10 protein-coding genes and 6 tRNA genes are annotated in these 14,022 nt (G+C 63.7%); 4 read left to right on the top strand and 12 right to left on the bottom strand.

Going from position 1 to position 14,022, the window contains the following annotated elements:
• The first annotated feature begins 41 nt into the window (after positions 1-41).
• Positions 42-926 (top strand): dienelactone hydrolase family protein, encoded by an 885-nt coding sequence (locus AC1DSJ_RS24735; RefSeq protein WP_054422573.1) that lies wholly within the window; start codon positions 42-44, stop codon positions 924-926.
• 1,252 nt (positions 927-2,178) lie between these two features.
• On the opposite strand, the gene AC1DSJ_RS24730 is transcribed toward AC1DSJ_RS24735, so the two are convergent.
• Entirely contained in the window at positions 2,179-2,604 is a 426-nt protein-coding gene (locus AC1DSJ_RS24730) for a hypothetical protein (protein ID WP_175171512.1), read from the bottom strand.
• A gap of 265 nt (positions 2,605-2,869) precedes the next feature.
• Between AC1DSJ_RS24730 and AC1DSJ_RS24725 the strand changes: the two genes are divergently transcribed.
• Positions 2,870-3,373, top strand: coding sequence for a peroxiredoxin (locus AC1DSJ_RS24725; RefSeq protein WP_054422572.1), 504 nt, complete (start codon positions 2,870-2,872; stop codon positions 3,371-3,373).
• Positions 3,374-3,459: 86 nt separating this feature from the next.
• Positions 3,460-4,974 carry an MFS transporter gene (locus AC1DSJ_RS24720; protein ID WP_441372336.1) on the top strand — a complete coding sequence of 505 codons (1,515 nt, stop codon included), beginning with the start codon at positions 3,460-3,462 and terminating at the stop codon, positions 4,972-4,974.
• 10 nt (positions 4,975-4,984) lie between these two features.
• Here AC1DSJ_RS24720 and AC1DSJ_RS24715 read toward each other — a convergent pair whose 3' ends face one another.
• From AC1DSJ_RS24715 to AC1DSJ_RS24675, 9 genes are all read right to left on the bottom strand, one after another.
• Complete coding sequence (locus AC1DSJ_RS24715; RefSeq protein ID WP_441372371.1) at positions 4,985-5,965, bottom strand: EamA family transporter; 981 nt, start codon at positions 5,963-5,965, stop codon at positions 4,985-4,987.
• Complete coding sequence (gene bioB / locus AC1DSJ_RS24710; protein ID WP_441372335.1) at positions 5,962-7,071, bottom strand: biotin synthase BioB; 1,110 nt, start codon at positions 7,069-7,071, stop codon at positions 5,962-5,964. Before bioB ends, AC1DSJ_RS24715 begins: the two co-directional genes overlap by 4 nt.
• Before the next feature lie 254 nt (positions 7,072-7,325).
• Complete coding sequence (locus tag AC1DSJ_RS24705; RefSeq protein ID WP_441372334.1) at positions 7,326-8,819, bottom strand: helix-turn-helix transcriptional regulator; 1,494 nt, start codon at positions 8,817-8,819, stop codon at positions 7,326-7,328.
• 301 nt (positions 8,820-9,120) lie between these two features.
• Positions 9,121-9,197: transfer RNA gene (locus AC1DSJ_RS24700), tRNA-Asp, on the bottom strand.
• Positions 9,198-9,278: 81 nt separating this feature from the next.
• Positions 9,279-9,354, bottom strand: a tRNA-Glu gene (locus tag AC1DSJ_RS24695).
• Positions 9,355-9,399: 45 nt separating this feature from the next.
• A tRNA-Ala gene (locus tag AC1DSJ_RS24690) sits at positions 9,400-9,475 on the bottom strand.
• A gap of 103 nt (positions 9,476-9,578) precedes the next feature.
• Positions 9,579-9,655: transfer RNA gene (locus AC1DSJ_RS24685), tRNA-Asp, on the bottom strand.
• Between the two features lie 69 nt (positions 9,656-9,724).
• Positions 9,725-9,800: transfer RNA gene (locus AC1DSJ_RS24680), tRNA-Glu, on the bottom strand.
• Between the two features lie 34 nt (positions 9,801-9,834).
• Positions 9,835-9,910: transfer RNA gene (locus AC1DSJ_RS24675), tRNA-Ala, on the bottom strand.
• 361 nt (positions 9,911-10,271) lie between these two features.
• Between AC1DSJ_RS24675 and AC1DSJ_RS24670 the strand changes: the two genes are divergently transcribed.
• A complete protein-coding gene (locus tag AC1DSJ_RS24670; RefSeq protein WP_346551052.1) occupies positions 10,272-11,327 on the top strand; it encodes an aldo/keto reductase in 1,056 nt (351 codons plus the stop codon).
• Between the two features lie 71 nt (positions 11,328-11,398).
• Here the strand turns inward: AC1DSJ_RS24670 and lnt are convergent, their stop codons facing one another.
• A complete protein-coding gene (gene lnt / locus AC1DSJ_RS24665; protein ID WP_441372333.1) occupies positions 11,399-13,027 on the bottom strand; it encodes an apolipoprotein N-acyltransferase in 1,629 nt (542 codons plus the stop codon).
• Positions 13,024-13,914 carry an HlyC/CorC family transporter gene (locus AC1DSJ_RS24660; protein ID WP_441372332.1) on the bottom strand — a complete coding sequence of 297 codons (891 nt, stop codon included), beginning with the start codon at positions 13,912-13,914 and terminating at the stop codon, positions 13,024-13,026. Before AC1DSJ_RS24660 ends, lnt begins: the two co-directional genes overlap by 4 nt.
• Positions 13,915-14,022: the final 108 nt, after the last annotated feature.

The following is a 14,022-nucleotide window of genomic DNA, read 5'->3' as shown; positions in this document are numbered from 1 at the left end:
CGCATCGCGTCCCCCGGCCTACTTTTGCCAGGAGATTCTCGATGAAAGATCAGGACGCGCACTTCGACAGCCTGTTGCCGCCTTTGCGGCTGGACCGCCGGGGTTTCATCGCCACAACCGTCGCCGCCGGCTTTTCGCTGGCAGCCGGCCCCGCCGTGGCTCAGACCGCCATCGCCACGGACGCCAAGGGGCTGACGGCCGGCAAGATCGATATCCCCACGACTGACGGCAAGATGCCTGCGTATCGCGCCGCGCCACAGGGCAAGAAGAATCTGCCGACGGTGATTGTGGTGTCCGAGATTTTCGGGGTGCATGAATATGTCCAGGACGTCTGCCGCCGTCTGGCTCACCTGGGCTATCTGGCGATTGCCCCGGAGCTGTTCGCGCGCCAGGGCGATCCGTCGAAGTACACCGAGATTCCAAAGCTGCAAGCCGAGGTGATCGGCAAAGTGCCAGACATTCAAGTGCAGGGCGACCTGGATGCGACGGCGAAATGGGCGGCGGCGAATGGCGGCGACGCTGACAAGCTGGGCATCGTGGGCTTCTGCTGGGGTGGCCGCCAAGTGTGGCTGTACGCAGCCCACAACCCGAAACTGAAAGCCGGCGCGGCGTTCTACGGCCAATTGGCGGGCGAACCGAGCGAGCTGAAGCCGAAGTCGGTGTTGAGCCTGGTGAACGAGCTGAAGGCGCCGGTGCTGGGCGCGTACGGCGGCAAGGACGCAGGGATTCCGCAGACGGACGTGGATAAGATGCGGATCGAACTGGCGAAGGGGCCGGCTGCGGCCAAGGCGTCAAGGATCGATGTCTATCCGGATGCGCCGCATGCGTTTCATGCGGACTATCGGCCGTCTTATCGGAAGGCGGAGGCGGAGCAGGCTTGGACGCGGATGCTGGATTGGTTCAAGCAGAACGGGCTTGGAGTTTAGGGGGAGTTTTTTTTGCGGCGGTTGATGGTCTTCGTGGGGCGGTTGACGGTCTTCGTGGGGTGGTCGACGGTCTTCGTGGGGAGGTCGATGGTCTTCGTGGGACGGTTGACGGTCTTCGTAGGTCGCCCGTCGGCGCAGTGGCCCTGACTGCGCGCGCCCACGATTGCGGTCCGGAGCCTTCGCTCCGGACGTCCCCCTCGTCATCTTCGTCCAGGCCTTTGGCCTTCCCTTCAGATTCCCTCGGGCGCATCGAGGTTGCGCGCAGSCAGGGCCACCGCGCCGACGGGCTGCCGCYGTCTTGGCATGTCGAGCTGCTAGGGTGTGCCTTAGCCACGAGTGCTGCGGGGCCCGCCGAGTGGCGGCCGCGCGGGCGGCCTTACTCGGCATACGCGGCGGTGGGCGTTTGAGCAGTGTTCGCTTCGCGAGTTTGCGGAGCGGTTTTCTAATGGCCCGCCGCAGCTTTTTGGGGGGTAAAGGGTGGCGCGCGGCGCGCACTGTCTTGCGCATGGCAACCCGTTGCGCGCCACGCACTTGGGTTCAAGTGACGGGCATCATGCTTGGGTGAATGATAGGTTTCGGGTGACTTGCAGCAGCAATCGCGGCAAGCGATTCTTCCCACGAAGACAATCAACATCGTCAAGCGATTCTTCCCACGAAGACATTCAACACCGTCACGACGCAGCACATCACGATAGCCTCAACCCGGCCGCCCGGGCGGCCGGGTTGAGGCAAGCCCCGCAAGGCCACTTTCTGCAAGCGCACAGCGGCATCATCCCAACGTCAGACATCGCCAAGTCCCCGAGGCCGCCCGCGCGGCCGACAAGGGACGACCCCGCAAATTGCTTCAAACGGCCACCAGCGCCAAAAAGAACCGGCGCCCAGCAGCCATACGCGAAGCGAACTTCGTCACGACGCACCACAACGCGTAAGCCCCCCAAGGCCGCCCGCGCGGCCGGCCGGGGGCGGGCCCCGCAAGATCCTCCACCACCTCTCTTGGTGCAGCAGAACCCCAAGCACACCGTTCTTCCCCGGGGCCGCCAAGATTTAACCAGCGGAGTCCGACTGGCCGGTGCCTGGGGGTGGGCGGGGAGTCGATAAGCCCGAGGGAATCCGAAGGCAGCGGCCGCAGGCCGCAACGATGACGAAGGGAGCGTCCGGAGCGAAGGCTCCGGACCGCAATCGTTGACCCGCCCACCCCCAGGCACCGGCCCGTCGGGCGCCTTACGAACCAACAACCCCACGTCAAAAAAAGCTACTGCGCCTTCTCCCCCGGCAACCCATCACTAACCTCTGCCAACACCCCCTTCATCTCCTCGTATCCCATCACCCGCTCGTTCTGAAAGCTCCCCAGCACGCCCCGGCATCCATCCACGCCAGACCGCTTCATATCCTCCATCATCGTCTTCCCGTCTCCCAGGCCCTTCTGAAACAAGCCCTCGTATTCCTTAGACGAAAATCCATACTCCTCTGCGTACTGCATCAGGTTTTTCTTAGACGTCGCCTGATGCTGCGCCAAATCCGGTTCCGATGCGCCACAAGCACGGGCCGCGCCATTGGAGGCGCCTGCCGCGACCACGAAGGAATCGTATTGGGCCTGATCGGCCGCATCCGGGGCGGCCCAGGCCGGGGCCGTTGCGGTGGCCAGGACCCAAGCCAAGCCGGTCAAGATCTTTCGCATCATTGAATCTCCGCTCAATGCCCGCAGGGCTGGAAATAGCACTGAACACACAGGGGAACCCCAAGCGCCGCGGGCGTGGGTTACTACATCATTATGGCAAGCAGCCGTTTCCTTCCCATGTAGCCAGGGTATGGAGTCGTTTCAGACTGTGCGACTTTCTTTCCTTGCGCGGTCTCACGCAGCAAGTGAGCCATACAGGAACTATGATGGCGGATGTGAGGCGCTCCTGCCTCAATGCATCACCCCCTACATCCTGGAGATTTACATGACGATCAAAGTCGGCGACCGCGTGCCGGATGGCACCCTGACCGAATTCATCGAAACCGAAACCGCCGGCTGCTCGCTGGGCCCCAACGCGTTCCAGGTCGCTGACCTGACCCGCGGCAAGACCATCGCGCTGTTCGCCGTGCCGGGCGCTTTCACCCCGACCTGCTCCGCCAAGCATCTGCCTGGCTACGTGGAACAAGCCGACGCCTTGAAGGCCAAGGGCGTGGATGAAATCTGGTGCGTGTCCGTCAACGACGCCTTCGTCATGGGCGCCTGGGGCCGTGAACAGAAGACCGAAGGCAAGGTTCGAATGCTGGCCGACGGCTCGGCGCTGTGGACCAAGGAACTGGGTCTGGAACTGGACCTGATCGCGCGCGGCATGGGCGTGCGTTCGCAACGCTACTCGGCCCTGATCGTCGACGGCGTGGTCAAGCAACTGAACGTGGAAGCTGCTGGCAAGTTCGAAGTCAGCGACGCCGCCACGATGTTGTCGCAAGTCTGATCTAACGTAGTTCCTGTCTTACCGCTCAACGCGGCAGGTTGCCTTTGCAGCCTGCCGCGCTATTGCCAGCAGCGGTTGCCAACGCCATGCTCGCCACCATCTCCTCTTTCTCGTCGCTGTACTTCGCGACCTTGCTGATGCTTATCGGCACGGGTCTGTTCAACACCTATATGGGTCTTCGGCTGACGTCACAGTCCGTCAGCGAAGTGTGGATCGGCGCGTTGATCGCCGGCTACTACCTGGGCCTGGTGTGCGGGGCGCGGCTGGGGCACAAGCTCATCATCCGCGTGGGACATATCCGCGCGTTCGTTGCCTGTGCGGCCATCGCCACCAGCATGATCCTGGCCCAGACGCTGGTCGACTCCATGCCGCTGTGGCTGGTGTTCCGCGTGATTTCAGGCGTGGTGATGGTGACCGAATTCATGGTCATCGAGAGCTGGTTGAATGAGCAGACGGAAAACCATCAGCGCGGCCGGGTGTTCTCGGTGTACATGGTGGTGTCCGGGCTGGGCACGGTGCTGGGGCAACTGGCGCTGACCGCCTACGCCACGCTGGACCTGCGTCCCTTGACGCTCGTCGCGATGTGCCTGGTGCTGTGTCTGGTGCCTATTGCCGTCACCGCGCGTTCTCACCCGCCCACGCCGTTGCCTGCGCCGCTGGATATCCGCTTCTTCATGCGCCGCGTGCCGTTGTCGATGACGGTGTTGTTCGTGGCGGGCAATCTATCCGGCGCCTTCTATGGCCTGGCTGCCGTCTATGGCGCCAAGCATGGTTTGTCGACGTCGCAGGCGGCTATCTTTGTCGCGGCCGCCGTTACCGCCGGCCTGTTGTCGCAATGGCCGATGGGCTGGCTGTCTGACCGCATCAACCGCGCGGGCCTGATCCGTTTCAACGCCTTGCTACTGGTGCTGCTGCCCACGGTCATGTGGGGCTGGCTGACCTTGCCGTATTGGGCGATGGTGGCGCTGTCGTGCGTGTTCGGCATTTTGCAATTCACCCTGTATCCGCTGGGCGCGGCGTTCGCGAACGACCACGTTGAATCCGAGCGCCGCGTGAGCCTGTCCGCCGTGCTGCTCATGACCTACGGCGTGGGCGCGTGCATCGGCCCCATGGTGGCGGGTCTGCTGATGTCCTTGGCTGGCCCCAGCATGTACTACGTATTCATCTCGGCTTGCGCGTTGATCCTGGTTTGGCAGGTGCGCCCGACCCGCGTGACCGGCGCGCATCAGGTCGACGAAGCGCCAACGCATTTCGTGCCGATGCCCGACACGCTGCAAAGCTCGCCCGCCTCGGCGGTGCTGGACCCGCGTGTTGATCCTGAGAACGATATTGCAATGGAAATGGTGCAACCCGACCCGTCGGCCGCGCCGGCCCCGCCTGTGACGGATGTGGCGGGCGATGCTGGGGCAGCCCAGGCTGCGGCAGCCGATGCTGGGGTAGCAGAAGCTGGGGTAGCAGAAGCTGGGGCAGCCCATGGTGCGGCAGCCGATGCTGGTGGGCTCCCCGAAGCAGGAACCGTCGACGCTAGGGCAATCGGCGCCAGGACAGAAGCGGCAGCCGAGGCTGACGCATCCGAACCCGAGCGCCGCACCGGCACTTGACCCTGCGCCCTTACCAGGGCGCCATCAGCACGATCGCGGTCAGCGCCAGCACGATGCCCAGCGCATTGATGCGCGTCAGCGGCTCGCGGAACGCTAACGCGCCCACCAGCGTGCCCAGCGTAATCACGCCCATGTTCATCGATGCGAACACCAGCGCAGGATGTTCCGGCAGCGACTGGTGCGCGCGGATGTAGGTCAGGATATTGCCAAAGTTGGCGAGCCCCAGCGCCACGCCGGCCAGCAGATGGCGGCGCTCCCATCGCACCCGGCGGGCCAGCAGATAGGCCAGCATCAGCAGCCCTGCCAGCACAAACGCCAACAACAAACCGCCCGAGAAGGCCGTACCCGCGCGCGCCACTTGTTTGAACAGGATGTCGATGACGCCATAGCCTGCCCACACCACCAGCGGCCAGACCCACAGATTTCGGCCGTCCGGTGCCGCTGGGCCAGTAGACGAGCCGCCGGATGCCGGGTGGCCAGATGCCGGGTGGCCAGATGCCGGGCTGCCAGATGCCGGGCTGCCAGATGCCGGATGGCCGGGCATCGGGTTACGGTGTCCCGGGCGACCGGACCCCGCGCGTCGCAACAAGCACGCCAATGCCGTGAACGCCAGCAAAATCGCCGCCAGCTTGCGGCCGCTGACGGGTTCGCCGAACAGCACGAAGGCCGCCAACAGCGGGATGAACAGCGAGAGCCGCTGTGCCGCATCGCTGCGCACGATGCCCGCATGCCGCACCGCCGCCGCCATCGCCAGAAAAACGCTGGGCAACAGCACGCCCAGCGCCGCCAGCACGGCCCACGGTGTGTGCGGCGTCATCAACGTGGCCGTGTCGGGGCGCAGCACGGCCCAGCAGAGCAGGGCGGCCACCGCGTAGTTGACGGCGATGGCCTGCCGCACGTCGATGTCGTAGCGGCGCGCCAGCTTCAGCAGCACCGCAACGGTGACGCTGCACCCCACGCTGGCCAGCAGATACAGCACGCCCGGGGTCAGCGGCACGTCGCGCCTGCGCGTGGTTGCGTGTGGGGTTGCGTGTGCTGTTGCGGATGCTGCTGCGGATGCTGTTGCGGGTGTTGTTGCGCGTTCGGTTGCGCAGGCTGCTGGGCATGATGCTGCGTTGCATCGACCCGCATGCCCAGGCGTTCCAGCAGACGCTGGTCGGCCTCCATCTGCGGGTTGGCGGTGGTGAGCAGCGCGTCGCCGTAGAACATGGAATTGGCGCCGGCCATGAAGCACAAGGCCTGCAAGGCATCGTCCATGGTCTCGCGGCCTGCCGACAAGCGCACGGCGGCGCGCGGCATCGTGATGCGCGCCACCGCAATGGTGCGTACGAATTCGAATGGGTCCAGCGCATCCACATTCGCCAGCGGCGTGCCTTCCACCTGGACCAGGTTGTTGATCGGCACCGACTCGGGGTACGGCTCCATGCTGGCCAGCTGTGCGATCAACCCGGCGCGTTCGCGGCGCGATTCGCCCATGCCGACGATGCCGCCGCAGCACACGTTGATGCCGGCGTCGCGCACGCGGTCCAGCGTGTCCAGGCGGTCTTGGTACGTGCGGGTGGAGATGATCTTGCCGTAGAACTCGGGCGACGTATCCAGGTTGTGGTTGTAGTAGTCCAGGCCGGCTTCCTTCAACTGTTCGGCCTGGCCGTCGCGCAGCATGCCCAGCGTGACGCAGGTCTCCAGGCCCAGCGCCTTCACGGCGGTCACCATCTCGGCCACGGCTTGCAGGTGATGCGGCTTGGGGCTGCGCCACGCGGCGCCCATGCAGAAGCGCTGCGCGCCACCGGCTTGCGCCGCGCGGGCGGCGGCGACAACCTCGTCCAGCGGCATCAGTTTGTCGGCATCCAGCCCGGTGTCGTAATGCGAGGACTGCGGGCAATACGCGCAGTCTTCGGGACAGCCGCCGGTCTTGATCGACAGCAGGCTCGACAACTGAATGGCGTTCGGGTTGAAATGCGCGCGGTGCGTCTGCTGGGCGCGATGCACCAAGTCCATGAACGGCAGCTCGTAAAGCGCCATGATGTCCGCGGTGCTCCAGGCGGGGGCGGGCGTGTGCTTGGATGTTGTCGGGACGGGGATATAGGCGGTCTGCATGAACGGGCTCCTGTCGGTCTTACGGGGATCGCGCCGCTTGTCCGGAACGGGCAAGCACGGGATCGGCGGATCGTAAGAACCTGCGCAGGGTTTGCGCAATGCAGGCCGCAGGCGTGAAAATGCCGGCGGGTTGCCGGCATTTTTGGATCAAATAGGCGATTTAAGCAGGTGGCGTTGTCTAACGCGATGGCATCTTCGCCGACGCGAACACCCCGGATATTTTGATTCAAATTGTAAATACCCAGGCGCCAAGGTCAGTCTTTGGCGGGTTTGTCCTTCGCGCGCCCCGCTTCATGTCCCGTGATGCCCCGGTCGCGCGCCCACACAATGGCCGCGCTGCGCCGATGCACGCCGATCTTGCTGTAGATGGTGGCTACGTGGTTGCGCACCGTATTGCGCGACAAATTCAGGCTCTTGGCGATGCCATCATCGTCGTGGCCCTGGCACAGCAGGCCGAGCACTTCGCGTTCACGTGCCGTCAGTTGCGACAGCTCGGCGACGTCGCGAGAGGCGGGCGCCGGTTCGCGCAGTTGGGCCAGCTTTTCGATGATGCCGCGGCTGAACCACGACGTGTCCTGCATCACCGCTTCAATCGCAGTCAGCAGTTCGGTTTCAGAGCGTTTGCGTTCGGTGATGTCCTGCATCACGATCAGCAGGCGGCGCTGTCCGCCGATCATGACGGGCTCGGCAGACACCAGGCAGTTCAGCGTGTCGCCTTCCTGCGTGCGTAGCGTGGCCTCGCGGTTGCGCGCGCTGTCCCCGCGCTTCAGGCTCGTGGCCATGCCTTCGTAGGGCTGCAAGCCCACGTCGGTCAGCATTTCGCCCACGCTCGCTTCCGGCGAAGCGCCGGTCGCCGCCGCAAACGCGTCATTGATGTCCAGCACGCGCAGCGTGTCGCCTTCGCATACCGCCATTGGCACGGGCGCAAGCAGGAACGCTTTCGAGAAGCGCTCTTCACTTTCGCGCAACGCCAGCTCGGTGCGCTTGCGTGCTTCCAGGTCGATGAAGGTGAACAGCATGCAGGGCTCGTCCTGCATGTCGATGGGTTGGCCCGCCACCATCACGAACTTGGCGCCGCCATCGGCCAGCTTCACCACGCCTTCGCGTTGGGGAATGGTCTCGCCTTCGTTCAATTTGGCGACGGCCTCTTCTTTGTCTTCGCCGCCGTCCAGCACATCCAGTTCATAAGCCGACTTGCCCAGCACGGCGTCGCGCGTGTAGCCCGTCATTTCCAGAAAGCCCTGGTTCACTTTGACGTAGCGCAGGTCTGACAAGCGGCAGATAAGCGCGGGCGCGGGGTTTGCGCCGAAGGTGCGTTCAAAGCGCTGCTCGGCGTTGATTTGCTCGGTCTGGTCATGCAGGATCAGCACGCGGTAGTCGGCGCCGCTGTCTCCTTCCAGATTCAAGCCGCGTGCACGGACGTTGCGCAGGAAGTCTTCGTCGTCCTTGCGGCCAAGGTCCAGCAGCAAGTCATCGAACGCTTCGCCTGCGGCCAGACGGTCCAGCGGATACTGGCGCGCAGGCACGCGGTGATGGTTGCGATAGGTCAGTGTGTAGTGCTTGCGATAGCCGGCGGGCGTGTCGCCCAGTGCTTCCAACGATTCTGCGCCGTGCAACTCAAGTGCGCTGTCATTGGCCCAGGCAATGGAGCCGTCGGGTTCAAGCACGATGATGCCTTCATTCAAGCCTGCAATGATGCTTTGCAGGTGCTGGCGATGCGCGTGGGGGGCGGCGGCGTTTGCGGTCACGTAGTCCTCTTCGGGTTCGCATGGCATGAGCACACAGAATGCAGGCGCATGGCGATGCTGTCCAGAGGGCAAAACGAACGAGTCTTAGCGGCGGGGGGGAGGGTAGAGAGAGGCGCGGCGCTCGCGCATGAATCGCATGCGTGGCATGCACGAAAAAAGTGCAGGCGCTGAAAAAGAGAGGCGCATGAAAAAAAGCAGGCGCTGAAAAAAACAGGCGCTGAAAAGCAAAAAGCTCCGGAATCCGGAGCTCTAGGCGGGTACTGCGATTTGCATGCTGCGATGCTGACAAGCACAAAGTGCTTGGCGGAGCGGACGGGGCTCGAACCCGCGACCCCCGGCGTGACAGGCCGGTATTCTAACCAACTGAACTACCGCTCCGCAGCGGCTTAACTGAACTTCATTACTACACTGCGGTGTCAAGGCAGCTTGATATTACTAGGTACTGCATGCCAGAAAAGCTGGCGTCCCCTAGGGGATTCGAACCCCTGTACTCACCGTGAAAGGGTGATGTCCTAGGCCTCTAGACGAAGGGGACCTGAACTAACAGAACTGCAAACAACTTTACTACTGTACTGCTTACTGGTGGAGGTAAGCGGGATCGAACCGCTGACCTCTTGCATGCCATGCAAGCGCTCTCCCAGCTGAGCTATACCCCCCAGGGCACTTGATGTCTCACACTACAGACAACAAGGTCTCACACTCTATAAAAGCAAAAAGCCCCGAAGACGGAGCTCTTGAAAGACTCAGAGCGAGAGCTTTTGGCGGAGCGGACGGGGCTCGAACCCGCGACCCCCGGCGTGACAGGCCGGTATTCTAACCAACTGAACTACCGCTCCGCAGCGGCTTACTCAACTACTTTGTCACTTCAACTGCACTTATCTACTGCTTAACTGCTGCCAGTAAACTGGCGTCCCCTAGGGGATTCGAACCCCTGTACTCACCGTGAAAGGGTGATGTCCTAGGCCTCTAGACGAAGGGGACTTGGACTTGCTGTACCGCATTCTTCGCTGTTGACTGGTGGAGGTAAGCGGGATCGAACCGCTGACCTCTTGCATGCCATGCAAGCGCTCTCCCAGCTGAGCTATACCCCCGTTTCTCTAATCAATTCCTGCTACGTTTTACGAGTTGAACACACGTTTTATGGTGCGTTTTTCGTAGTTCGTTGCCGGTTTTGTTTAGTGCCGTTGGCGAAGAAACGAGATTATGCACGAACAAAATCGGGTGTGCAAGTCGATGTGGCGCAAAAAGCATAAAACTTCAAAAAAAATAGGGGCAGGACGCCTTTTTTTGCGCATTTCTTGAGCGATTTTTCGGCTGCGAGTGCCGGGCGATTGGTGCAGAATCCAGAAAAATCAAGGGCTTGTGACAGTGATATCGTGAAGGGAAATTTTTTTGTTCATCATGCGGCTTTCAAGCAAAAAAATAGCGCCGCTCCAACCTGAGACATCCGGCATGCGCACAAACACTTCTTTACCCACTCGGCCGCTGGGCCGCAGTGGCATGGACATTACGCGTATCGGACTGGGCGCGTGGGCAATCGGCGGCAATGGATGGGCAGTCGGCTGGGGGCAGCAGGACGACGCGGACTCGATTGCCGCGATACGTCTGGCGGTAGATCGCGGCATCAACTGGATCGATACCGCGGCGGTGTACGGGCTGGGGCATTCCGAAGAGATCGTGCGCCGCGCGCTGGCGCAGATGGCGCCCGCCGAACGGCCTTATGTCTTCACGAAATGCGGGTTGACGTGGTCCACGGAAAATCCGCAAGCGATGCCTCGCCGCACAGGGGCCCCCGCCAGCATTCGCCGAGAAGTCGAAGACTCGCTGCGCCGGTTGGGCATAGAGCGCATCGACCTCTACCAAATGCACTGGCCGGCGGGCGACGACACGCCCATCGAAACCTATTGGCAGACCTTGCTCGACTTGAAGCAGGAAGGCAAGGTCGCGGCGGTGGGTTTGTCGAACCACAACCTGGCGCAGTTGCAGGACGCGTGTGGGTTGGGGCAGGTGGATTCGTTGCAGCCGCCGTTTTCGGCCATTCAACGCGGCGCGGGCGCCGATTTGATTCCGTGGTGCGCGGAGCACGATGTGGGCGTCATCGTCTACAGCCCGATGCAGTCCGGTCTGTTGACCGGCGGCTTCTCGGCGGCGCGAGCGCGGGCGCTGCCAGCGGATGACTGGCGTTCACGCAACGCGGAATTTACGTCCCCGAATCTGGAGCGCAATCTGGCCTTGGCCGACGCGCTCAAACCCATTGCTGAACAGCATGGCACCACGGTGGCGGCGGTGGCGGCCGCCTGGACGCTGGCGTGGCCGGGGGTCACGGGCGCCATCGTGGGCGCGCGTAGCGCCGCGCAGGTCAATGGCCTGTTGGGGGCGGCGGAATTGGAGTTGGATAGTGACGATCTGGACATCATCGCCGAAGCGATTGAGCTGACGGGCGCGGGTTCGGGGCCGCTGCGTCCGCCGCAAGACAGCGGCAAACTGCCCGCCAACCTGTTCGCCTGATACGAAGACAGGGGCGGCCCCTGTTCGCTTGATTGGAGATCAGGGGCGGCGCCTGTTCGCTTGATACGGGATCAGGGCCGGCGGGATTTCCGGCCAGTACCGATGGCGGCGATCAGCGCCAAGCCCACCAGCGCCAACGCCAGCTTGTCGCCGAAGCGCGCATAGGGCGTCAACCCGGTCATGCCTTGCACCGACACCGGCAGCACGCCCGCTTGCAGCGGCGCGAGCTGAGCCGCAACGTGGCCCTTGGCGTCGATGGCGGCGGTGATGCCGGTATTGGTGGCGGTCAGCATGGGGCGCGCGGTTTCCATCGTGCGCAGGCGGCCAATTTGCAAGTGCTGGCGCAAGGCCCAGGAATCGCCAAACCACCCCAGGTTGCTGACGTTGACCAGGATGGTCGCGCCCGGTTCGCCGTTGTCGCCGGGTTGCAAGGCCGGCAGTAGATCGGGGCCGAACAGGTCTTCGTAGCAGATGTTGAACGCGATGTGCTGGCCACCCACCGCGAACGGCGTCTGGCGTTCGCCGCCGCGATCAAAGTCGCCCAGCGGAATGTTCAGCATGTCGACGAACCAGTGAAAGCCCGGCGGCACGTATTCGCCCCACGGCACCAGATGGCGTTTGTCGTAGCGCATGGCCGTGCTGCCGCCCACCAGTTGCTCGACCGGCGTGTTGCCGTCGAATCCGATCACGCTGTTGGTGTAGCGTTCGCGGCCGTTGATGCGGTCGTGCAGCGGCACGCCCATGGCAATGGTCATGTTGCCGCGCGCCGCCACGCCGCGCCAGGCGTCCCAAATGCGCGGATCAAGCTGGTCCTGAAATACGGGCAGCACGGTTTCCGGCAAGATAACCAGTTGCGGCGCCGGCACGCCAGCGGCGGGCGGCAAGGCCGTCATTTCCAGATGGCGCACCAGGCTTTGTTCCAGCAGCGCCGGGTCGAATTTTTGGGATTGCTCGATGTTGCCCTGGATCAGCCGCACATTCAGCGGGTCGCCGGTGGGCGATGACCAGTCCACGCGCGACAGCGGCCAGCCCGCGGCAGCCAGCGCCACCGCGATACCCGCCGCCATGGCCTGTCGCGAATCCATCGCTTTCTTGCGCGACGGTTGCCACAGGCTGGCGATGGCGGCGGCAACGAACGCCGCCACAAACGCCATGCCGTGCACGCCCAGCACTGGCGCCCAGCCCGCGATGGGGCTGTCCACATGGGCGTAGCCGATGTTCAGCCACGGAAAGCCCGTGAGCAGCACCGCGCGCAGCCATTCGAAACCCGCCCACATGGCGGCCCACGTCAACGTGGAGGCCAGGATGGCGGACGGTTTTGAGTCGGGCGCAAGCGGCGCAAAGCGGCGCGTGAGCGCACTGGCCGTGGCGGGAAACAACGCCAGGAAGGCAGACAAGGCCAGCACGCCGGCGACCGCCAGCGGCGCGGCAAGGTCGCCGTAGCGATGCATGCTGATGAACAGCCAATACAGGCCCACCGCGTACGTGGTGAAGCCAAACAGCCAGCCCCGCATCCAGGCCTGCTTGGCCGACGGTGCGGTCAAGGTGACCCGCGCGGCGATGGCCAGCGCCAGGATTTGCGTGATGGCCAACGCCCAGTCCGGCAAGGGGCCGGGCGCAAAAGTCAGGGCGTGCACGGCGCCCGCCAGCATCAGGCCGGCGGTGCCGCGCAGGAGTCGGCTGCGCGGGGTACGGCTCATGCGTCGTCGTTGGGGCGGGGGGGTTGGGTGGGGTTGTTGCGCTTGACGCGCAGCCAGATGGCGCGGCGCGCGTCACCGCGAGCCACTTCCATGCGCAGGCCGTCGAATTCGGCGATGTCGCCCCGGCGAGGAATGCGGCCCAACTGGCCGCCCATCCAACCGCCGACGCTGTCGTATTCGTCATCCGGCAGTTGGCAGCCGAACACCTCGTTGAAGTGCGAGATGTCGGTGGCCGCCAAGACGCGCCACTGGTTCTCGCCTTCGGGGAAGATCTCGTCTTCCTCGGTTTCGTCGAACTCGTCTTCGATGTCGCCGACGATCTGTTCCAGCACGTCTTCCATCGTGACCAGGCCCGAAATGCCGCCATGCTCATCGATGACGATGGCCTGGTGGTTACGGCTGGCGCGGAATTCGTGCAGCAGCACGTTCAGGCGCTTGGATTCGGGGATGAACACGGCGGGGCGGACCAGCGTGCGCACTTCAATGCCGGGTTCCAGCATGCAGCGCAGCAGATCCTTGGCCAGCAGGATGCCGATGATGTTGTCGCGATCGCCTTCGTAGACCGGGAACCGCGAGTGCGCGGTTTCGATCACCGAGGCCACCAGATACGGGATGGGCTGCGTGACGTCCAGCAGATCCATGCGCGAGCGCGGGACCATGATGTCGCCAACAGTGCCTTCGGACACGGCCAGCGCGCCCTTGATCATCTTGTAGGACTCCGCGTCCAGCAGGTGGCGGTCGTGGGCGGCTTCCAGAATGGCCTTGATGCCTTCGCGGTCCTCGGGCTCTCGGCGCACAAGGGAAAGCAGGCGGTCTAGAAGGGATTTGGTGGCGGGTTTGGCTGAGCGAGCAGAGGTCGCTTCGGGAGCAGGGTAAGGGTCAGACATCGTCCGGGAGGACAAGTTATGGAGGGGCCAGCATAACCGAAACTGGCTTCCCGTTTGTAACTGCGCCCCTGAAAATGGGTCCAAACGACGGCATCTGCGCCTTGCTGG

Source organism: Achromobacter sp. 01N37 (genome assembly GCF_056399725.1).
The sequence above is the reverse complement of the archived record's forward strand: the minus strand, read 5'-3'. Positions and strand labels throughout refer to the sequence as shown.

Bases quoted from the DNA above. Each gene is read 5' to 3' on its own strand.
- AC1DSJ_RS24720 (WP_441372336.1), top strand. From the start codon at position 3,460: ATGCTCGCCACCATCTCCTCTTTCTCGTCGCTGTACTTCGCGACCTTG.
- AC1DSJ_RS24725 (WP_054422572.1), top strand. From the start codon at position 2,870: ATGACGATCAAAGTCGGCGACCGCGTGCCGGATGGCACCCTGACCGAA.
- AC1DSJ_RS24660 (WP_441372332.1), bottom strand. From the start codon at position 13,914: ATGTCTGACCCTTACCCTGCTCCCGAAGCGACCTCTGCTCGCTCAGCC.
- bioB (WP_441372335.1), bottom strand. From the start codon at position 7,071: ATGCAGACCGCCTATATCCCCGTCCCGACAACATCCAAGCACACGCCC.
- AC1DSJ_RS24730 (WP_175171512.1), bottom strand. From the start codon at position 2,604: ATGCGAAAGATCTTGACCGGCTTGGCTTGGGTCCTGGCCACCGCAACG.
- AC1DSJ_RS24735 (WP_054422573.1), top strand. From the start codon at position 42: ATGAAAGATCAGGACGCGCACTTCGACAGCCTGTTGCCGCCTTTGCGG.
- AC1DSJ_RS24670 (WP_346551052.1), top strand. From the start codon at position 10,272: ATGCGCACAAACACTTCTTTACCCACTCGGCCGCTGGGCCGCAGTGGC.
- lnt (WP_441372333.1), bottom strand. From the start codon at position 13,027: ATGAGCCGTACCCCGCGCAGCCGACTCCTGCGCGGCACCGCCGGCCTG.